Raw genomic sequence first — 20,374 nt, 5'->3', positions numbered from 1 at the left:
ACAGGGAGCATGGGGCGCAGAACTGGCGCCGGCGGTGGATGTTTCTTGCACAGCGACGTCGGCGACCTCAGTGGCCGAGCTGAGGCGGCACCCAGTAGCGATGATACTGGCCGTGCGAACTCCAACGGCGCTTACGCTGCCAGCCCAACTCAAGCAACACTGGGCTAATGTACTTGCCCTGCGTGCCGAGCGCCTGCTCGAACTCGACCATCGAAAACGGCCGGTTCCGTGCGACTTCCGGCAGCGAGCGGTACCACTCCATGAACTGCTGCTGAAGTGGCAATTTGGCAGGCGAGCCCGATGTCGCCTCCCGCTGTAGCTGTTTGATGTATGCACTCATGTTCATCCCCGGTGGTGGTTAGTGATCCTGCATATTTGGTGACGGTGTAGACGCATACCGTTTGCGTGGTTTGCGTCGTTTGAAGGCTATTTTCTAAAACTTCTCTATGGGAGAAGAAAGAGAAAGTTTTTGTATTTGAGCCTCAAACCACGCAAACCACGCAAGCTACGCAACCTGCTACCACAGCTTCGCGGCGACAGCTCCGTCCTGGTTCAGCTCCAGACCGCCGATGGTCCGCTTGTCAGGCAGAAGCCGATGTTTGCGGTCACCGAGCCTCCGCGTGAAACGCTGCTGCGCAAGGTGGCGATGGCCGTTCTGGCTGCACCACTTCACGTATGCCCGGTATGCCTCATCTTTCTTCATCTTGAGGCCAGGGCCAGTCGTGCAGTGGTCACGGATCCACTCACTGATGATGTCCTGCTCATCCCGGTAACCGGCGGTCGCTGCATCGATCGATTTGGGGATTGCGAGCCCGCCATTCTGATACTTCTGCAGCCCGGCCAACGCCCAGTTGAGAATCCCCGAGCCCTCCTGCTTGAGCTTTTCCAGCAACTTCCCATCACGCTTGTTTGTGGGAATCGTCACCTCAAATGGCACCAGGCAGATCCGTCGCCACATGCCATGACTGGTGTCGCTGATTTCAGGCTTGTGATTGCCCACGATCGCTAGCTTGTGCGTCGGAGCAAACGTAATATCGGCCTTGGCGTGGGGCGCGCGACCGGTCAGGGTGTCGCCGCCAGTCATTTCCTTGACTCTCGCTTCGGCAAGCTTCCGGCCTTCTTCAGTTTCATTCGCATACACGAACCGCATGCCTTTAAGGGAGACTATGTCCGGGCTGGGGGCCTGAGGATTCCGCTGATGGTGCATCAGCATTTCCGTGGCGATCTTCTTGGCGTAGTCGCCCATCACCCATGCGAACAGTTCGACAAAGACGCTTTTCCCGTTTGCGCCACCGCCGTGCAGGAAAATGAGCTGTTGCTCCCGTACAGTGCCAGTCAGGCAATACCCTGCCCACCGTTGCATGAACTCCCGGACAGCGGGGTCAGGCTGGACATCGATGAGAAACTGGTCCCACTGCGGGCAGGTTGCGATCGCGGCATACGCGACATTGCAACGCTTGGTCACCAGCAAATCAGGGGACACAGCCAGCAGCACGCGACGCTCAAGGTCAAGAACGCCGTTCGTAACGCCCAGCCGCATCGCGTCCGCGTCGAAATCATTGAGGCTTCGCGTCATGCCAGGCTCGGAAGCTGCCATCTCGATCATCGCGCGAAGGTGAGGGGCCTTGCTGACGCGCGCCACTTCCGCCGTGGCGCGCTTCGTCAGCTGTGAGTCCGGCGCGGCCTTGTAGAGTTCAACTGACTCTTTGTGCATTTGATCGCGGACGTATTTCGCCGCGCTCTCGGCCGCACCGGGCGGCGCAGATACCCACCCGGCTTTCTGATCGAACGTAAGCTCCTTGTCGGTTTCGGGGACGAAGAGAATCTGGCCGCGAAAGGTGTCGGCAAAGCGGCGTCCGTTTTCAACATCGCCACCGGTCCACGCGAAGCGTTCCGGTTCATCCACCCGGTAGCCGTTCTGCACGGCGTACCGCACCAGAGGCCCGAGGCCAATTCCGCGGGCAGGATTAAACGACTGCCATACCGTCTGAAACGCGGCTTCGTTGAACTTGCCCGGTACGCTCGCACTCCATTGCCGTGCCAGTCTTTCCGCGCAGTTCCAGCCCGTGCCGGCAATCGCCCACAGGATATTGCGCCACACAGGATAGTTGCAGTCGGCCGGGATTAAAGCGAGCATCGCCCCGACGCGGGAGATTTCCTCGGCAGTTTCATGCGGACGCCGATCATGGGTGTCACGCAGCAGGTTGCCAGGCTCGGTGGGCTGCATGATCTGCGGGCTCTGAGCCAGTTTTCCGAAATGCTGCGCGTGAGCCAATGTGAGCGCTCCCGCAAGGGTGGAGAACTGGACCGGCGCACCGCTCCACTTGATCGCCGTCTTACGGGGAGTTTCGAGCTTGTGGTTGCCTGTGAGCGGCGCGCGCATGACACTCGCCACATCAGCAGTACGTGCGGGATCGGCAAGAAAGCCGTGTGCATCAGCCACACCCTTGAGCATGCCTGCGACGCGCTTCCACTCGTCCACTGCGACTTCAGATTCCAGCGCCCAGTATGTATGAATCCCGCCACCCGAATCGATAACGTAGGTAGGTTCAGGCAGGCCGCAGCAGTTCACGAAATGCAGCATCCCCGCGAACGCTTCTTTCTTCGACGTGTACCCGTGGCCCGCTGCTGCCTTCGCCTCACCACAGTCGATATCCATCCACACCGACTTCAGCGCGCGAACATGGCCTCCTTGCCGGCCAGGGTGGCCGCTCGCGGTCTGATGCGGCACATAGCGCGCGAGGGCAAAGTAAGAGTCCTTGCCGTCGCTGCTCGCGGCCAGCACCGCGTTTGCGAGCTCCTCATGCGTGTCGGCGTAGGTTTGTTTCATCGCGGACTTTTCACCAGCCCCCTTCTTCAGGTACAGCGAAGCGGCGACGAACACCTCCCCGGCGACGGGGGCGGCCAACACCGCGCCGAAAAAAGATACCAGCGTATCGCGGTGATTGAGATTTTGGAGAGTTGCCAGCGTCATTGTTCACCTGTCTTGGTCATCAACGATTCGCGGCTGGCATGCTTGTCCAGCGCCGCCACGCCATCCGCATAGGTGGACAGCACCTGATACGGAATCTTCGAAGATTCACTGAGTTGCTTGAGCATCGCTGACGCCTCGGCTTCCGCGCCCCAGTTCCCGGACGCGCGAAACAGGCCGACGAACGACGCGACCATCATGCACTCGTTTGCCACCTCATGAGTCTTGGGGTCATCAAACCACGGCTTCATCACACCCAAAGCATCTTTGATCCGTGTCATGCTTGCCTGCTTCATGTGTGCGGAATTCTGACTATGCTTCTTATTCATTTGTAATCCTAAATATATTGATAGAAGTTAAAAATTTATTGAGGCGCCCGGCTCATGCTAAAAATTGAAGGGCGCGTAAGCCCAAGTACATCCGATGCGTGAGCGTCGGGGCGTTCTACGGCGGCTCCCACAACCCGCCCACGTTTTCGGTGTCGCCAATCATGCAGGTCACTTCAGTGAGCCCGGTGGGGTTGCCTTGCGGCTCAGTTCGATTTGGTGGTCGAGCCACTCGTTGATTTCGGATTCCACCCAGCCTACGGCACGTGCCCCGAGCGATATATTCCTCGGAAACGTGCCTTGGGAAATACGGAGGTAGATCGTGCTGCGTGACAGACCGGTGAGAGCTTCGACCTGCTTGCGACGAATGATCGTCGGTGTGGGGCGGATTTCCTTCGTCATGCTTAGCTCCTGCGAGATGCTCCCGGCCAGTCCGGGAACGTATTTCGTAGTCTAACCAGCGAAGGATCGGGATTTCAGGGTGTATTTTCGGGGAAATTTCCACCCCGCTTCCGTGGGGCGCTTGAACCTGAGCGCTTGTATAGGTCGCGCACCGTATCGGGTGACATATTCAACTTCTTGGCGACTTCATCGACCGCTTTTTCAAATGTGACACCGCCCGCCCTAGCACAGGCTATTTCAAATGCGACGGCATATGCCTTTTCATTTGTTCGCTTTTGTTGTAGTTGACGCCCAGTTTTTCCACCAAAGGCTTCGTCAAGTGTGACGCCTGCGTAAGCAAAAAGTTGGAGCTGCGTAGCCAGAGCTTCCAGTACGTAGCGCTCGACTTTGGCGGATTGGACCATGGCGGCACCGCCATTTGCGCTTGTGCTAGGGGAAAACGATTCCAGAAACTTGAAGATGATCTCGATGGGTGACTGCTTCGATAGATGCTCGAATATGTACTTTTCGTCCGCTGCTGCAGCTCGTGGGTCTTTGTCAGGCTTATTGCTCACGGTAGTGTCCCGTAATTAAAAGGCAAAGCATATCGTGCGAGTGCGCCCAAGATTTCGCATTTCGAGGTCGCATCTGCCGATGCTCAAGGAAGCCTAGTTTCCGGGCATCAGCCCGGGCGCTGTTTGACTTGTCGCGCCCCCCTCGCTACGCCACTCTGTCTTTGATGTTCACGACGTTTCCTGCCGCCGATATGGCGGCTTGCCGGTCGGTCTCGTCGGCTAGGTATTGCAGCGCGCGCCGCCGTTCCGCCTCAAGCTCGTGATGGTGATAGCTCGCCGCCGTCTGGCTTCGCTCGGTGTGCGCCAGCAGCAACTCAACAACGTCTCGACTGAAACCGTGTTCGCGCAGCAGTGTCGCCGCCGTGCCGCGTGTGCCGTGAGGTGAAAACTCAGGCACGCCAAAATCCAGCCGCTTGAAGAGGTGATTGAGCGTCGCATCAGCCATCGGCACATTGGCCCGGAACGCGGAGGGAAACACGTATTCGCCGGCACCAGTCAATGCTCGTTGCACTTCAAGCAATTCTAGGGCTTGGGTGGACAGGTAGACACGATGCGGCCTGCGTGACTTCATCCGAGCGGCCGGGATATCCCATTGTGCTTTGTCAGTGTCGATCTCCGACCATTTGGCTCGCAGCACCTCAGCCTTGCGGCACATGCTGTACATCAACAGCTTAGTCGCCGCCGTGGTGGACGGATGCGCGCCCTGCTTTCCCACGGCCCGCCAGAAAGCCCCTAGTTCCGGTTCGCTCAGGTGCCTGTGATGCTCAGCCTTCGGAACCTGAATGACGCCACGCAGCGCCAATGCCGGGTTCGTCTCAACCAACAGCTTCTGGATCGCGTAGTTGTAGACCTGCTGAATGAGCACGCGGACGTTCTCCGCGGTGTTCGGCGTGTCGCGCCGCTTCTCGATGATCGCCAACACATGGGCAGCCTTCACGTCCTCCAGCGCCTTGCTGCCAATGTCCGGCCACACGAACCGCTCCAGCGACGAGCGCATCTGTTTGCTGTAGCCGTCCGACTTGCTGCCCAGCCGCTCATCCAGCCATTTGAGGGAAAACGCTTTGAACTGCCCTTCGTCGGCCTTCAGTTCCGCCCGCGCCTTACGCTCGGCATCATCCGCCCGCTTGTATGCAGCCGGGTTGCTTCCGTGCTCCACCATCGCCCGGTACTCGGCGTGACGGTCTCGTGCATCTGCCACACCGATTTCTGGATAGCGCCCAATAGTCACCTCGCGCCGCTTGCCGTCGAGCGAATACTGGTAAATCCAAGTTTTCGCTCCGCGCGGCATCACCAACACATACAGCCCGCCGCCATCTGTAAGCTTGTATGGTTTTTCCTGAGGTTTGGCGTTGTTTAGCCGCGTCGGCGTCAGGGTGTAATTGAAGTGTCGGCTTCGGGTCATTTTACTCCCCTCACTAGTGAGGAATTCGAGGCCAATTCCTCACAATTCCCCTCAGATTTCCCCTCACTAACTCCCGGAATTCCTCACACCTTGTCGGACCTTATAAAACAAAAACCCCGACTACACGTAGTGTACATCGGGGCTCGCCGGATTTCTCCGGAACACGTTGGACATCCTTACATGTTTTCGATCAACACCTGACCAAAACCCGAGCAGGATACCTGCGTCGCGCCTTCCATCAGGCGCGCGAAGTCATACGTCACCCGCTTTTGCAGAATCGACTTTTCCATCGACTTGATGATCAGGTCGGCCGCTTCGGTCCAGCCCATGTGGCGAAGCATCATCTCAGCGGAGAGAATTTCCGAACCCGGGTTCACGTAGTCTTTGCCGGCGTACTTCGGCGCAGTGCCGTGCGTGGCCTCGAACATCGCGACCGAATCCGACATGTTCGCGCCCGGCGCAATCCCGATACCGCCGACTTGCGCGGCCAGCGCGTCTGAAATGTAGTCGCCGTTCAGGTTCAGCGTGGCGATCACGTCATATTCCGCGGGACGCAGCAGGATCTGCTGCAGGAACGCGTCGGCGATCACGTCTTTCACCACGATGTCGCCACCCGTTTTCGGGTTCTTGAGCTTCATCCACGGGCCACCGTCGATCAGTTCCGCGCCGAATTCCTTTTGCGCCAACGCATAACCGTAGTCACGGAACGCACCTTCCGTGAACTTCATGATGTTGCCCTTGTGCACCAAGGTGACCGAGCGGCGATTGTTGTCGAGCGCATATTGGATCGCCTTGCGCACCAGGCGCTCCGTGCCTTCGCGCGACACCGGCTTAATACCGATCCCCGAGGTTTCAGGGAAGCGGATCTTCTTCACCCCCATTTCTTCGCGCAGGAACTTGATGACCTTCTTCGCCTGTTCCGACTCAGCAGGCCATTCGATGCCGGCGTAAATGTCTTCCGAGTTCTCGCGGAAGATCACCATGTCGATCTTTTCCGGCGCGCGCACCGGCGAAGGCACGCCCTTGAAGTACTGCACCGGGCGTAGGCAAACATACAGATCGAGTTCCTGACGCAGCGCGACGTTCAATGAACGGATACCACCGCCAACCGGTGTGGTGAGCGGACCCTTGATCGAGACGACGTATTCCTTCAGCACCTGCAGCGTTTCTTCCGGCAGCCACACGTCCGGGCCGTACACCTTGGTCGACTTCTCGCCGGCATAGATTTCCATCCAATGGATTTTCCTCTTGCCTGCGTAAGCTTTTTCTACTGCGGCATCCACCACCTTCAACATCACCGGCGTGATGTCGAGGCCCGTTCCGTCGCCTTCGATATACGGAATGATGGGCTGGTCGGAAACATTGAGCGAGAAATCTGCGTTGACAGTGATCTTGTCACCGCCCGTCGGAACCTTGATGTGCTGATACGGCATGATCGGACTCCAGTGAAAGCTGTGCTGAAAGCTGATGGGAGACTGCGAAAACCGGGTGCTCCTCGCTACGCGCAATGCCGGACGCCCGCGAGCGGCTAGACTGTCTATTCTAGCCCACGCCGACTTTGCAACGAGCCCGTAGCGGCTCGGGGTTTTCCAACATTGTCGAAAATCAAATCAATCAGAGCATTTATTCTTATGTCTTATATAAGACATAAGAGTTGAAGCGGCTCATTATGCATTATTATTCCGCCATTTACTACCGAGCCAGCACCTCTCTCGGCCTGCGTGGCACGTCCCCGCCGCAGCCGGCGCCGCTCGATCTTCTTCGATTCCCTTATGCGACTTCTCGCCCTGAACAAACCGTTCGGCACCATCTGTCAGTTTTCGCCGCACGAAACGCGGGCGTCGCTGGCCGACTGGGTGAAAGTGCCCGGCGTCTATCCAGCGGGCCGGCTCGACTCCGATAGCGAAGGGCTGCTGCTCCTCACCGACGATGGCGCGTTGCAGGCGCGCATCGCCGAGCCGCGCCACAAACTTGTCAAACGCTATTGGGCACAAGTGGAAGGCGCAGTCGATGATGCCACGCTGAAGCAGCTCGCGCGCGGCGTCGATCTCGGCGATTACGTGACGCGGCCCTGCCGCGCTGAATACGTCGAGCCGACTGATTCGCTGTGGACTCGCACGCCGCCGATCCGCTATCGCGCCGCGATTCCGACCACGTGGATCGAATTGTCGATCACCGAGGGCAAGAACCGCCAGGTGCGTCGCATGACGGCGGCGGTAGGTTTTCCGACGTTGCGCCTCGTGCGCGCCGGTGTCGGCGCTCTTGACATTTTTTCACTCGGACTGCAGCCAGGAGAGAGTGTTGAATTGCCGCTGAACGCACCATGGGAAGGCACCGTTTGAACGCGTTTACCTGCGTACTTCGTCCGCATTGAACCCGCACTGAACATGTATTTTCCCTCGCAGCGAAAAAGCTAACTCGTTGTATCCGCAAACAAATTCGCCCGTGAAACCAACATGAAAAACGCGTGAAACAATTGCGTTCACGATCACTACGCAACCATTCATTTGCTTCAGCACGTCGACATATAAATTTTCCACAAAAAACACGTCAACCGGTGCGCGAGCTCACGCGTTATTCGACGCAGATGCCGCCCGAAGCTATCCGGCATTCAGCCTTAAGGGCCTTTGCGCAAGCCGCTCTTGCGGTGAGTACAGGGAGTCTGAGCGCTAAACAGACGCGTCGAAAAAAATATCGATGCGGCTGTCAACCGAAAGGTGGATGGCACGTTTACCGACATGACTCTACATATAACCGGGTCATTTGGTTAATTAACTAAAGCTGAGGATTTACAAAATGAACAAACTGATCGCCGCTCTGGTCGCTGGCCTCTTCGCAACGGCAGCATTCGCACAAGCTTCGGCACCGGTGGCAGCATCGGCAGCTCCGATGGCAGCAGCTTCGTCGGCAAAGAAGACCACGAAGAAGGCAGCACACAAGAAGTCGCACAAGAAGGCAGCAGCAGCAGCTGCAGCTTCGGGCGCTTCGGAGTAAGTTTGTTGTAAAAACGCAGTCAAGAACTCGCTTCATTGCCGTTCTTACGGCGTTGAAAGGCAGATCACCGCAAGGCGATCTGCCTTTTTGTTTTTGACGCGCTCGCGTAACATTCGCGGGTTAATTTCCAGCAAGGAGTCATGCCGTGCGATTTCCCATGCGCTCGTTGATTGCGCGTTTCGCTGTTGCCATTGCACTGCCGCTCGCCGCGATGTCGTTCGCCGCGACGACCGCTGCCCCCGCTCATGCGCAAGACATGCCGGCCGGCGCGAAACAGCCCGGCGACTTTCCGCGCGCGAAGCTGACCGCGGGCATGTTCGTGATCGACGCGGCCGTCGCCGCCAACGACGCGGACCGCGAACAGGGCCTGATGTATCGCACGACCCTCGCGCCGAATGAAGGCATGCTGTTCGTCTTCAATGAAACCGCCGTGCATTGCTTCTGGATGAAGAACACATTGATCCCGCTGTCGATCGCCTTCATGCGCGCCGACGGCACGGTCACCGACATCGACGAGATGCAGGCCGAGACCACCAACAATCACTGCCCGAAGAACAACGGCGTGTATGCGTTGGAAATGAGCAAGGGCTGGTTCTCGTCGAAAGGCATCAAACCGGGGATGAAAATCCAGGGGTTGCCGGCCGCGCAATAAAGGCGCGCCGACCACGGCGACACCCCGCCGCTTCGTCGGCGGCCGCTTTCCGGAAAAAGCCGGTGCCTTTCACGAGGCACCGGCTTTTTTTGCGTTCTGCGCGGAGCAGGCAATGGGCGGCGCCACGCGGCAGAGGTCCGCGCCGCCCCCCTCAGCCCTTACCAGCAGGCCGTCACGCGCGGCTGGCAAGATTCCTGCAAAAGACAGGCCGACGCGCTATCCTAGTATTCTTGGCAAAGCAGCATCCAAGGCTCCCCGGGCAGCACAGACTGCCGCCCGGCAAGCGTTTCAGGCGCGCCATTTCAAGGAGGTTCACGTGCCCCGCAAGACTCCCATCGAGCGCTACCGGAATATCGGCATTAGCGCCCACATCGACGCTGGCAAAACCACCACCACCGAACGCATCCTGTTCTACACAGGCGTGACCCACAAGATCGGCGAGGTTCACGACGGTGCTGCGACGATGGACTGGATGGAACAGGAGCAGGAGCGCGGCATCACGATCACATCGGCTGCCACGACTGCTTTCTGGAAGGGTATGGCCGGCAACTATCCGGAACACCGGATCAACATCATCGACACCCCGGGTCACGTCGACTTCACGATTGAAGTTGAGCGCTCGATGCGCGTGCTCGACGGCGCATGCATGGTGTACGACTCGGTGGGCGGTGTGCAGCCGCAGTCCGAAACCGTGTGGCGTCAGGCGAACAAGTACAAGGTGCCGCGCATTGCGTTCGTCAACAAGATGGACCGTGTGGGCGCGGACTTCTTCCGCGTGCAGCGGCAGATCGGCGATCGTCTGAAGGGCGTCGCGGTACCGATCCAGATTCCGGTCGGCGCCGAAGATCATTTCCAGGGCGTGGTCGACCTCGTCAAGATGAAGGCGATCTACTGGGACGAAGAGAACCAGGGGATCAAGTTCGAGTACCGGGACATTCCGCCCGAGCTCGAGGCGACCGCGAAGGAGTGGCACGACAAGATGGTCGAGGCCGCCGCTGAAGCGAGCGAGGAACTGCTCGACAAATACCTGCACGGTGGGACGCTGACCGAAGAGGAAATCAAACACGGCATTCGTGTGCGCACCATCGCCAACGAGATCGTGCCGATGCTGTGCGGCAGCGCGTTCAAGAACAAGGGCGTGCAGGCTATGCTCGACGCGGTGATCGACTATCTGCCGTCGCCGCTCGACATCCCCGCGATTACCGGTCACGACGAGCACGACAACGAAATCGAGCGGCATCCGAAAGACGACGATCCGTTCTCCGCGCTCGCCTTCAAGATCATGACCGACCCGTTCGTGGGCCAGCTGATTTTCTTCCGCGTGTATTCAGGCGTGGTGAATTCGGGCGATACCGTCTACAACGCGACCAAGGAAAAGAAGGAACGCCTTGGCCGGATCCTGCAGATGCATGCGAACGAGCGCAAGGAAATCAAGGAAGTCTACTGCGGCGACATTGCCGCGGCAGTCGGCCTAAAAGAAGCGACCACGGGCGACACGCTGTGCGATCCGCAACATGTGATCATTCTTGAAAAGATGATCTTCCCGGAACCGGTGATTTCGCAGGCCGTCGAGCCGAAGACCAAGGTCGACCAGGAAAAGATGGGCATCGCGCTCAATCGTCTGGCGCAGGAAGACCCGTCGTTCCGCGTGCAGACGGATGAGGAATCCGGCCAGACCATCATCTCCGGGATGGGCGAGTTGCACCTGGAAATTCTGGTCGACCGGATGAAGCGCGAGTTCGGCGTCGAGGCGACCGTCGGCAAGCCGCAGGTGGCTTACCGCGAAACGGTGCGCAACAAGATCGAAGACGTCGAAGGCAAGTTCGTCAAACAGTCGGGCGGCCGCGGCCAGTACGGCCACGCGGTGATCACGCTCGAACCGTCTGCACAAGGCAAGGGCTACGAATTCGTCGACGCGATCAAGGGCGGTGTGATTCCGCGTGAATACATTCCGGCCGTCGACAAGGGCATTCAGGAAACGCTGAAGGCCGGCGTGCTGGCGGGCTATCCGGTGGTCGATGTGAAAGTGACGCTGACCTTCGGTTCGTACCACGACGTCGACTCGAACGAAAACGCGTTCCGCATGGCCGGTTCGATGGCCTTCAAGGACGCGATGCGCAAGGCCAAGCCGGTGCTGCTCGAACCGATGATGGCCGTCGAAGTGGAAACGCCGGAAGACTTCATGGGTAACGTGATGGGCGATCTGTCGAGCCGTCGCGGCATGGTGCAAGGCATGGAAGACATCGCCGGCGGTGGCGGCAAGCTGGTGCGCGCCGAAGTGCCGCTCGCGGAGATGTTCGGCTATTCGACGTCGCTGCGCTCGGCAACGCAAGGTCGCGCGACCTACACGATGGAGTTCAAGCACTACGCTGAAACGCCGAACAACGTCGCGGAAGCCGTGATCAACGCGAAGCAGAAGTAAGCGCCAAGGGTTGCAATACGCCATGTGCTGCGACCCGCGTTGCAATGAAGCCTGACAGCAAAAGGCCCGTCCCCTGTGGACGGGCCTTTTTTTCGTCCGCGACGCCGCCCACGCCCACCGGCAACACGCGCGTTTTTGAACGTGCAAGAATTGCCAGACGGCGCCGCGCCCAGCACCCGGACGCCCGCCCACGAGGAGACACACCATGAGCCAGGATCACGAACACCCGCACTACAAGGATGAACACAAGGACGAGCAGCCGTCGGCGCCGATCGACTGGCGCGAGCACGGCGTCAAGGTCATCAAGGGCGATCAGCTCGACAGCAATACCGCACAAACGCCCGGCATGAATCGCGCGGCGGCGATCAACGCGGCGCGCGTCGGCGCGCAGAAAATCTGGGCCGGCACCGTGACGATCCATCCGAATGCCAAGACCGGCGCGCATCATCACGGCGCGCTCGAAAGTGTGATCTACGTGGTACGTGGCCAGGCCCGCATGCGTTGGGGCGAACATCTGGAGTTCACGGCCGAAGCCGGCCCGGGCGACTTCATCTTCGTGCCGCCCTATGTGCCGCATCAGGAGATCAACGCAAGCACCGACGACCCACTCGAATGCGTGCTGGTGCGCAGCGACAATGAAGCGGTGGTGGTGAACCTGAACATCGACGCGGTGGAAGCACCGGAAACGGTTTTCTGGGTCGATCCGATTCACAAACATCCACACGATCACTAAACTTCTTTCACGCAATTCATGACGCCGACCGCTTCGCTGCGCCCTCGCCTCATCGCGCTGTATGCCGCACTGATCGCTGCCAACCTCGGCGCATGGGCGTGGGCGCTGATCGCGTTTCGCCACTATCCGCTGCTGCTCGGCACCGCACTGCTCGCCTATGGCTTCGGTCTGCGCCATGCAGTGGATGCGGACCACATCGCCGCGATCGACGCCGTCACGCGCAAGCTGATGCAGACGGGCAAACGGCCACTCGGGGTGGGTCTGGCGTTTTCGCTGGGCCATTCAACAATTGTGATTCTGGCGACGATCGGCATCGCATGGGCTGCGCATTCGCTGCACGGCCGCTTCGACACCTTCAAGGCGGTGGGCGGCACGATCGGCACGGTCGTGTCGGCGGTGTTTCTGCTTGTGCTGGCGTGCGTGAACCTCGTGATTCTGCGCGACGTGTGGCGCCGCTATCGCCACGTCCAACACGGCGGCGAACTCGCTGCTGAAACGTCGGATGGCATCGCGCCCGCCGGTCTGCTGTCGCGTGCACTGCGGCCAATGTTCCGGCTCGTGACGAAAAGCTGGCACATGTACCCAGTCGGCGTGCTGTTCGGTCTCGGCTTCGACACCGCGACCGAGATCGGTCTGCTGGCGATTGCCGCGTCCGAAGCCGGCAAAGGTCTGCCGCTGTATTCGATCCTCGTGTTCCCGGCGCTCTTCACCGGCGGCATGACGCTGGTCGATTCGACCGACAACGTGCTCATGGTCCACGCCTACGGCTGGGCCATGGACGATCCGAAGCGCAAGCTCTACTACAACGCGAGCATCACGCTCGTCTCGGCCGTGGTGGCGATTGTCATTGGCGGCGTCGAAGCGTTGGGACTGCTATCGGACAAACTCGGTCTGAACGGCGGCGTATGGGATGCGGTGGCGAGCCTCAACGAGCGCTTCGGCATGCTGGGTTATGGCATCGTCGCGACGTTCATGGCGTGCTGGATCGGCTCGGTGTTGTTCCATCGCTGGCGCCGCCCGGGCACCGCTGCGCGGTAAATCCAACTTGCCCTGCAAGGCAGGTCGGTAAGGTTTCCACGGCAGCGGCGGCACAACGCCGGTTTCCGCGCTGCGGCATCCTGGGCACTTGCGCCGGCCATGCGAGACAGCCCAGCCGGGCGTTGTCGGGACGACACACGCCGGCCCTTTTATCCGTCAAACGGGCACCGGACCGTGCAGCAGGCGCTCCGAACCGGTGGGCAATCGCTTACACTGAAACCGCTTTTCGCCACTGCAGCGCGCTGCAGCTTTTCGTCATTGCAATAAAGTCGCCCTGTCGCGCGCATCCGGCGCGGCCCTTCAGAACCGACAGCAGAACGGACTGGACACTCCATCGATGAAGACTCCCGCGGACCGATTTCCCGAACTCGACGCAGCCCGCCGCACCGCCGACGCCTACGGCAACCACGCCATCGACGAATTTATCGCCGGCCGCATCACGCGCCGCGATTTGCTGCGCTATGCGAGCGTGATCGGTTTGTCGCTGGCTGGCGGCGGCGTTCTGAATGCGCCGCGCGCCCGCGCGCAAGGCGCGGCGGCCCCGTCCAACCAGACGATCCGCGTCGCCCATCTGACACCGGCCGGTGCGGTCGATCCGCTCACGGTGACTGATGCCGCAAGTCTCGCGCTGCTGAACCAGACTGGCGAATTCCTGATCGACGACGACGGCGAAAAGCTCGTGCTGAAGCCGGCGCTTGCCTTGTCGTGGAAGCCGAACGACAAGGGCGACGTGTGGACCTTCACGCTGCGTCCAAACGTCAAGTTCCACGACGGCCAGCCGTTCACCGCCAAAGACGTCGTCGCAACGTTCGATCGCCTCGCCGATCCGGCGAGCGGTTCGGCGGCACTCTCGGTGCTCAAGGGCGTGCTGTCGAAAGGCGGTGCAAAGGTGGTCGACGACCACACGGTCGCTTTCCATCTCGATGCACCGAACGGCAACTTCCCGTACTACGTTTCCTCGGACAATTACAACGCCGTGATCCTGCCCGCGAACTATGCGGGCGGTTATGAAAAGACCTTCATCGGCACCGGTCCGTTCAAGCTCGAAAAGTATCAGGCGAAGGTCGGTGCGTCATTCGTGCGCAATCCGGACTACTGGGGCGACAAAGCGTTACCGCAACGCGTACAGTTCTCGTTCTACGCCGATGAACAGGCACAAATGCTCGCCTTGCAAGGCCATCAGGCCGACGTGATGGGCACCTTCACCGTGCAGGGCGGCGCCGGCATTCTGAACAATCCGGACTACAAGGCAGTCGGCGTGAGGTCGAGCGCGCATCGCCAGATTCATATGCGCAACGACAGTCCGTTGTTCAAGGACAAACGCGTGCGCCAGGCGCTGGCGTTGTCGCTCGATCGTGACGTGCTGGTGCGTGGCTTGTTCAAGGGCCGCGCGCAACTCGGTAACGACAGTCCGTTCGCACCGGTGTTTCCGTCATCCGATGCAGGCATCGCGCAACGCAGGATCGACATTGCGAAAGCGAAGCAACTGCTGGCGCAAGCGGGCGTCCCGAACGGTTTCGACGTCACGCTGACCACCGAAAAGTACATGGAGATTCCCGATCTCGCGGTGGTCGTGCAGAACGCGGCGAAGGCGATTGGCGTACGCATTAATCTGAAAGTGGAAAGCCAGTCGTTGTACTACGGCGCGGGCACGCCGGGCAAGTCGGATTGGCTCGACTCGCCGCTCGGCATCACCGACTACGGCCATCGCGGCGTGCCGAATGTGTTTCTGAACGCGCCGCTCACCAGCACCGGCACGTGGAACGCCGCACACTTCAGGAACCCGCAGTACGATCAACTGGTCGCGCAGTTCGTCGCGGCAGTCGATCTGGGCACGCAGAGGAAAATTTCAGGACAGATCCAGACGCTGTTGCTCGACGAAACGCCCGTGATCATCCCGTTCTTCTACGATCAACTCATCGCCATGCGCAAGGGTGTGAACGGCGTGCGCTTCACGGCGCTCGCGCAACTCTATTTCGACCGCGCGGTGTTAAGCGCGTAATGTGGACACAAAAGCGGTGGCCGCAAATGCAGTGGACGCAAATGCGGTGGACGCAAAAGCCGTGAATGCAAAAACCGTTGAACGCATGAGCGCACGGCGATTCTTCGGCAGGAGATCACGATGTCGACCACGGTGACGCCTTCCGCCTCCCCGGCCCCGAGCGGCAACGCGGGACGCGTCGTGCGATTTCTGGCGACGCGGATCGGCTTGTCGTTGATTACGCTGTGGCTGCTCTCGGTGATCGTGTTCGCCGGCGGCCAGTTGCTGCCTGGCGATATCGGCCGCGCGGTGCTCGGACCCCTCGCCGATGCGCGCGCGGTCGCCGCGCTCAATCATCAACTCGGCGCGGACCGGCCGCTCATGACGCAATACGTCGAGTGGATCTCGCATTTCGTGCGTGGCGATATGGGGCTCTCCTATTCGTACCGTGAGCCGGTCGGGCCGTTTATCGCCGACGCGCTGGCGCATTCGGCCAAGCTCGGCCTGCTCGCGTTTATCGTCGTCGTGCCGCTCGGCATTGCGGGCGGTGTGTGGTCGGCCATGCACGCGGGACGCTGGCTCGATCGGACCATCAGCATCGTTGGTTTGTCGGCGACCGTGGTGCCGGAGTTCGTCTCGTCGATCGTGCTGATTCTGGTGTTCGGCGTGTGGCTGCGTTGGCTGCCGATCGAAGCGTCGTATCCGCCCGAAGCGAGCGCACTCGAACAATTGCGGTATCTGATACTGCCGGTGCTGCCGCTGGTGCTGGTGTTTTTCGGCTACATCGCGAGAATGGCGCGCGCGGGCACCGTCGAAGCGCTCGATGCGGACTACACGCGCACCGCGATCCTCAAAGGCTTGCCGCGCCGTACCGTGATCTGGCGGCACGTATTGCGCAATGCACTGCTGCCGACCATCACCGTCGCCGCGACGCAGCTCGGCTACATGATCGGCGGCCTCGTGGTGGTCGAGACGCTGTTTCACTATCAAGGCATCGGCTCGTTGATTTACAACGCCGCCAAGGCCAAGGATTTTCCGATGCTCGAAGCGGGCGTGCTGACAATCGGCGTGGTCTACACGGTCGCCAATCTCGTTGCCGATGCGCTGCATGTCCTGCTCAATCCGCGGCTGCGCGTGAGGAGCGCCGAATGAGCACCATCGTTCCGCCGGCCACGCCGCCTACGCCACGTTCGGCTACTGAACCGCGCTTCGACCAGTTGCGCGTGCTGCTGCGCTCGCCCACCTTCGTGGTCGGCGTGCTGATCGTGGGATGGTGGATCGTCTGCGCGCTCGCCGGGACATGGATCGTGCGGATCGACCCGTATGCCTCCGATCCGCTCAACTCGCTCATGCCGCCCGATAGCACGCATTGGTTCGGCACGGATCAGCTCGGCCGCGACGTGTTCTCGCGGGTGATCGTCGGCGCGCGCGACATTCTGACCATCGCGCCTTTGGCGACCCTGCTCGGCACGGTGGCGGGCACGGCCCTCGGGTTGATCGTCGGCTACTTCGAGGGCTGGGTCGACAACGTAGTGGGACGGGCGATCGACGCGGTGCTCGCGCTGCCGCTGGTCATCGTCGCGTTGCTCGCGCTGGCCGCGGTCGGCGCATCGAACTTCACCGTGATCCTCGTGATCGGCATCACCTTTACGCCGATCACCGCGCGTACGGTACGTGCCGCCGTATTCGCCGAACGGCATCTGGACTACGTCGCCGCCGCGCAACTGCGCGGCGAACGCGCACCGTACATCATGTTCGCGGAAATTCTGCCGAACGTGCTGCCGCCGATCATCGTCGAGGCCACCGTGCGGCTCGGATACGCCATTTTCGCGGTCGCAACGCTGTCGTTTCTCGGCTTCGGCATTCAACCGCCTTCCGCCGACTGGGGGCTCGCACTGTCCGAGTCGTACGCGCTGATGGCGGGCGGTGCGTGGTGGACGGTCGTGTTCGCGGCCGGCGCCATCGCTTCGCTCGTGGTCGGCGTGAATCTGATCGCCGATAGCGTGCAAGGAGTGCTCGACCGATGAATGGCCCACCGCCCGCCTCGTTCCCCGCCTTCGACGTGTCGAAGAGCGATCGCACGGATGCGCTGACCGTCGTCGGCCTGACGGTTACGTACCGGATGCGCGGACGCGATCGTGAAGTGCTGCAGGACGTCTCGTTTCGCGTGCGGCGCGGCGAAGCGTATGGCCTCGTCGGGGAATCCGGCTGCGGTAAATCAACGGTCGCGATGGCGGCGCTGCGCTATCTGCCGCGCAACGGCAAGGTGAAGGCGGGCAAGATCCTCATCGCCGGCCAGGACGTGCAGAAACTCGACGCCGACGCTTTACGCACGATGCGAGCGAACGCGATTTCGATGGTCTATCAGGATCCCGGGCGCGCGTTGAATCCGTCACTGACGATCGCGCGGCAAGTCACGGAAGCATTCGAAGCGGCCGGTGTCTCGCGTGACGAAGCACTGCAGCGCACGGTCGAGATACTGCGGCGAGTGCGCATCGCGTCACCCGAACGCGTGATGGACAGCTATCCGCATCAATTGTCGGGTGGCATGCAGCAGCGTGTGGTGATCGCCATGGCGCTCGCCTCGAATCCGGCCTTGCTGATCCTTGACGAACCGACCACCGGACTCGACGCCACCGTCGAAGCCGAAGTGCTCGACCTCGTGGCGCAACTGCGCGAAGAACTCGGCACGGCTGTGCTGTTCATCAGCCACAACCTCGCGGTGATCGGGCGGATGTGCGAGCGCGTCGGCGTGCTGTATGCCGGCAAGCTGGTCGAGGAAGGCGCAACCCAGGACGTGTTCGCGCGTCCGCGTCATCCCTATACGGTTGGACTGCTGCGCTGTTTGCCAGGCGCGGGGCGCAGCAAGGACACCGAGCGGCTCGATACCATCGCGGGTCATCTGCCCTTGCCGGGCTCGGTTACGCAAGGCTGCATTTACGCGGACCGCTGCCGCCTCGCCGACGAGCGTTGCCGCCATGAAGCACCGCCGCCGTATCGAGTGAGCGCGGCGCACGGCGATCAGATGTCGCGCTGCCATTACCACGAACGCGCAATCGAACTGCCGCATGCGACTGCGGGCGCATTGCCCCAGCAGGACGGTGCATTGCGTGACGGCGAGCGCCCTGCTCTCGTGTTGCGCGCGGAAAAACTCTCGAAGACGTTCCACGTGTCCGGCGCGCCGCTCCGCGCAGTCGACGACGTTTCGATCGATCTCGCCAGTGGCGAAACGCTCGGCCTCGTCGGCGAATCCGGCAGCGGCAAGACGACGCTCGCGAAACTGATGCTCGGCCTGCTCACACCGGATGCGGGCAGCGTGCTCGAACTCGACGGCACACCACTCGCCGCGCGCGTCACGCGACGCAACGACGAGCAGGTCAAGTCACTGCAGATCGTGTTCCAGAATCCGGACTCGGCGCTCAATCGCGCGCATTCGGTGAAGCGGCTGATCGGCCGTGCGTTGTCGCGCCTCACCGCGTTGCGTGGTGCCGCGATCGACGAACGGCTTGCCACGTTGACGGCGGCCGTGCGTTTGCCCGAGCGCTATCTCGGTTCGCGCACGCGCCAGTTGTCCGGCGGACTCAAACAGCGCGTCGCGATCGCGCGCGCGTTTGCCGGTGAACCGCGTGTGGTGGTCTGTGACGAGCCCACTTCCGCGCTGGACGTCTCCGTGCAGGCCGCGATCCTCAACTTGCTCGCCGATCTGCAACGCGAGCGTGGCGTGAGCTACGTGTTCATCTCGCATGATCTGCACGTGGTGCGCTATCTGTCGGATCGCATCGCGGTGCTGTACCTCGGCCGACTGCTGGAGATCGGACCGGCCGCGGCAGTGTTCGGCGGACCGCACCATCCTTACACCGAAGCGCTTCTGTCTTCAGTGCCGACACTCGACGCGCATGACCGCCACGCCCGCATACGCCTGTCCGGCGACCTGCCGAGCGCGGCATCGCCGCCGTCCGGTTGCGTGTTTCATACGCGCTGCCCGCGCAAACTCGGGGCGATCTGCGAGCAGCAAGACCCACCCTTCCTCGAAGCCGGCAGCGGCGACCCTGCCCAGCGGTCCGCGCATCGCATCCGCTGCCATATCCCCATCGACGAACTGCGCGCACTGCAAGCCGCCTCGCGCGACAGCGCCGGCAACTCCTCCGGCAACAGCCCGGAAAACGCGCCGGAAAGCGCCGCGCGCAACGAATAACGCGCAATAACGCGGCTTTCCGGCCACGCGTTTCATCATCGAAACGTTTTCATGCGTTTTTCCTTCGCGGGCATCGCACGCCCCTGTTCGATGCCCGTCGTCGCAAGGCTTTGCGGGTAATGGCATGGATATCGCTAAGTACTGTCCAGACACTCGAAGCCAAATAGATCGGAAGAGAATCGGGAGCACCGCTCGTACGAATCGCCGCGGCAAGACGCGATACGTGACGAAGCGCGCCCGGACGGTATCTGCTGAAGCGCATGGCTGCGCTCATCGGCGCACCGGCTACGGAGCCGCGAAGACAATGACGGTGTTTGACTTGCATCCGCAAAACAGACTCGGGGGACGACGAGGCCCGCGTTCAGAAGGGCCCGGCGTCGGCGAATAAGCGTGGGAAATGGCGGCAGCGAGGCGTCGGCATTCCCTCGGGAGAGACGTGATGAAAACCAGAAAATTCAATCAGTACTACTTCGGGGTTGTGCGAGGTGCGGTGTTCGCGGCTGGCGTGATTTTGCTGGTGACGCAGGTCGCGTATTCAGCGTCGACCGATGTGATCCCCAAGTGGATCTTTCATGCCGATACAGCACTGCCTGCGAGCGACGCGCACAGCGCGACACAACTCGCGCAGGACGACGGTTCGGCGGCAGGCGCAACGTCCACCGGCACCGCACCCGATGAACCGACCGCTGCCGACGATGCGGCCG

17 protein-coding genes and 1 pseudogene are annotated in these 20,374 nt (G+C 61.0%); 11 read left to right on the top strand and 7 right to left on the bottom strand.

The annotated features are described in order from the left end of the window. Positions 1-67 precede the first annotated feature (67 nt). The 7 genes from GNZ12_RS33600 to icd all read right to left on the bottom strand — a co-directional run bounded on the left by GNZ12_RS33600 (position 68) and on the right by icd (position 7,088). A complete protein-coding gene (locus GNZ12_RS33600) occupies positions 68-340 on the bottom strand; it encodes a hypothetical protein (protein ID WP_172316313.1) in 273 nt (90 codons plus the stop codon). Positions 341-517: 177 nt separating this feature from the next. After that, positions 518-2,974 (bottom strand): phage/plasmid primase, P4 family, encoded by a 2,457-nt coding sequence (locus tag GNZ12_RS33595; RefSeq protein WP_172316312.1) that lies wholly within the window; start codon positions 2,972-2,974, stop codon positions 518-520. Continuing rightward, positions 2,971-3,267, bottom strand: a complete 297-nt coding sequence (locus GNZ12_RS33590) for a hypothetical protein (RefSeq protein ID WP_172316311.1) — start codon at positions 3,265-3,267, stop codon at positions 2,971-2,973. The genes GNZ12_RS33595 and GNZ12_RS33590 overlap by 4 nt, the downstream gene beginning before the upstream one ends. Positions 3,268-3,468: 201 nt before the next feature. Further along, the gene (locus tag GNZ12_RS33585) at positions 3,469-3,699 is read right to left on the bottom strand and encodes a helix-turn-helix transcriptional regulator (RefSeq protein ID WP_172316310.1); all 231 of its coding nucleotides are present in this window, start codon (positions 3,697-3,699) and stop codon (positions 3,469-3,471) included. 74 nt (positions 3,700-3,773) lie between these two features. Continuing rightward, entirely contained in the window at positions 3,774-4,253 is a 480-nt protein-coding gene (locus tag GNZ12_RS33580) for a hypothetical protein (protein ID WP_172316309.1), read from the bottom strand. Between the two features lie 145 nt (positions 4,254-4,398). Next, positions 4,399-5,655: a tyrosine-type recombinase/integrase gene (locus GNZ12_RS33575; RefSeq protein WP_172316308.1), complete on the bottom strand. Its 1,257-nt coding sequence runs from the start codon at positions 5,653-5,655 to the stop codon at positions 4,399-4,401. 176 nt (positions 5,656-5,831) lie between these two features. Continuing rightward, a complete protein-coding gene (gene icd / locus GNZ12_RS33570) occupies positions 5,832-7,088 on the bottom strand; it encodes an NADP-dependent isocitrate dehydrogenase (RefSeq protein ID WP_172316307.1) in 1,257 nt (418 codons plus the stop codon). 339 nt (positions 7,089-7,427) lie between these two features. Here icd and GNZ12_RS33565 point away from each other — a divergent pair, with 339 nt between their 5' ends. The 11 genes and pseudogenes from GNZ12_RS33565 to GNZ12_RS33515 form a co-directional block, all read left to right on the top strand. After that, complete coding sequence (locus GNZ12_RS33565; RefSeq protein WP_172316306.1) at positions 7,428-7,997, top strand: pseudouridine synthase; 570 nt, start codon at positions 7,428-7,430, stop codon at positions 7,995-7,997. Between the two features lie 454 nt (positions 7,998-8,451). Further along, positions 8,452-8,649 (top strand): hypothetical protein, encoded by a 198-nt coding sequence (locus GNZ12_RS33560; protein ID WP_172316305.1) that lies wholly within the window; start codon positions 8,452-8,454, stop codon positions 8,647-8,649. A gap of 145 nt (positions 8,650-8,794) precedes the next feature. After that, entirely contained in the window at positions 8,795-9,301 is a 507-nt protein-coding gene (locus tag GNZ12_RS33555) for a DUF192 domain-containing protein (protein WP_172316304.1), read from the top strand. 316 nt (positions 9,302-9,617) lie between these two features. Beyond that, positions 9,618-11,723 carry an elongation factor G gene (fusA, locus tag GNZ12_RS33550; RefSeq protein WP_172316303.1) on the top strand — a complete coding sequence of 702 codons (2,106 nt, stop codon included), beginning with the start codon at positions 9,618-9,620 and terminating at the stop codon, positions 11,721-11,723. Between the two features lie 205 nt (positions 11,724-11,928). Next, entirely contained in the window at positions 11,929-12,456 is a 528-nt protein-coding gene (locus GNZ12_RS33545) for a cupin domain-containing protein (protein ID WP_172316302.1), read from the top strand. Between the two features lie 18 nt (positions 12,457-12,474). Further along, positions 12,475-13,494 carry a HoxN/HupN/NixA family nickel/cobalt transporter gene (locus GNZ12_RS33540; RefSeq protein ID WP_172316301.1) on the top strand — a complete coding sequence of 340 codons (1,020 nt, stop codon included), beginning with the start codon at positions 12,475-12,477 and terminating at the stop codon, positions 13,492-13,494. Positions 13,495-13,831: 337 nt separating this feature from the next. After that, positions 13,832-15,496: an ABC transporter substrate-binding protein gene (locus GNZ12_RS33535; protein WP_172316300.1), complete on the top strand. Its 1,665-nt coding sequence runs from the start codon at positions 13,832-13,834 to the stop codon at positions 15,494-15,496. 120 nt (positions 15,497-15,616) lie between these two features. After that, a complete protein-coding gene (locus GNZ12_RS33530) occupies positions 15,617-16,627 on the top strand; it encodes an ABC transporter permease (RefSeq protein WP_172316299.1) in 1,011 nt (336 codons plus the stop codon). Further along, entirely contained in the window at positions 16,624-17,502 is an 879-nt protein-coding gene (locus tag GNZ12_RS33525; protein WP_172316298.1) for an ABC transporter permease, read from the top strand. Before GNZ12_RS33530 ends, GNZ12_RS33525 begins: the two co-directional genes overlap by 4 nt. Continuing rightward, a complete protein-coding gene (locus GNZ12_RS33520) occupies positions 17,499-19,670 on the top strand; it encodes an ABC transporter ATP-binding protein (protein WP_172316297.1) in 2,172 nt (723 codons plus the stop codon). Before GNZ12_RS33525 ends, GNZ12_RS33520 begins: the two co-directional genes overlap by 4 nt. A 439-nt stretch (positions 19,671-20,109) precedes the next feature. Further along, positions 20,110-20,374, top strand: a pseudogene (locus GNZ12_RS33515) (hypothetical protein); the annotation flags it as partial.

This window comes from Paraburkholderia solitsugae, assembly GCF_013177695.1.
GTDB lineage: Bacteria > Pseudomonadota > Gammaproteobacteria > Burkholderiales > Burkholderiaceae > Paraburkholderia > Paraburkholderia solitsugae.
This window is presented reverse-complemented; position numbering and strand designations above follow the sequence as displayed.

What these genes read in the sequence shown, in the direction of transcription:
- GNZ12_RS33590 (WP_172316311.1), bottom strand. Translation starts at nt 3,267, where the DNA reads ATGAAGCAGGCAAGCATGACACGGATCAAAGATGCTTTGGGTGTGATG.
- GNZ12_RS33545 (WP_172316302.1), top strand. Translation starts at nt 11,929, where the DNA reads ATGAGCCAGGATCACGAACACCCGCACTACAAGGATGAACACAAGGAC.
- GNZ12_RS33560 (WP_172316305.1), top strand. Translation starts at nt 8,452, where the DNA reads ATGAACAAACTGATCGCCGCTCTGGTCGCTGGCCTCTTCGCAACGGCA.
- GNZ12_RS33585 (WP_172316310.1), bottom strand. Translation starts at nt 3,699, where the DNA reads ATGACGAAGGAAATCCGCCCCACACCGACGATCATTCGTCGCAAGCAG.
- GNZ12_RS33565 (WP_172316306.1), top strand. Translation starts at nt 7,428, where the DNA reads ATGCGACTTCTCGCCCTGAACAAACCGTTCGGCACCATCTGTCAGTTT.
- GNZ12_RS33520 (WP_172316297.1), top strand. Translation starts at nt 17,499, where the DNA reads ATGAATGGCCCACCGCCCGCCTCGTTCCCCGCCTTCGACGTGTCGAAG.
- GNZ12_RS33600 (WP_172316313.1), bottom strand. Translation starts at nt 340, where the DNA reads ATGAGTGCATACATCAAACAGCTACAGCGGGAGGCGACATCGGGCTCG.
- GNZ12_RS33540 (WP_172316301.1), top strand. Translation starts at nt 12,475, where the DNA reads ATGACGCCGACCGCTTCGCTGCGCCCTCGCCTCATCGCGCTGTATGCC.
- GNZ12_RS33525 (WP_172316298.1), top strand. Translation starts at nt 16,624, where the DNA reads ATGAGCACCATCGTTCCGCCGGCCACGCCGCCTACGCCACGTTCGGCT.
- GNZ12_RS33575 (WP_172316308.1), bottom strand. Translation starts at nt 5,655, where the DNA reads ATGACCCGAAGCCGACACTTCAATTACACCCTGACGCCGACGCGGCTA.
- GNZ12_RS33535 (WP_172316300.1), top strand. Translation starts at nt 13,832, where the DNA reads ATGAAGACTCCCGCGGACCGATTTCCCGAACTCGACGCAGCCCGCCGC.
- GNZ12_RS33595 (WP_172316312.1), bottom strand. Translation starts at nt 2,974, where the DNA reads ATGACGCTGGCAACTCTCCAAAATCTCAATCACCGCGATACGCTGGTA.
- icd (WP_172316307.1), bottom strand. Translation starts at nt 7,088, where the DNA reads ATGCCGTATCAGCACATCAAGGTTCCGACGGGCGGTGACAAGATCACT.
- GNZ12_RS33530 (WP_172316299.1), top strand. Translation starts at nt 15,617, where the DNA reads ATGTCGACCACGGTGACGCCTTCCGCCTCCCCGGCCCCGAGCGGCAAC.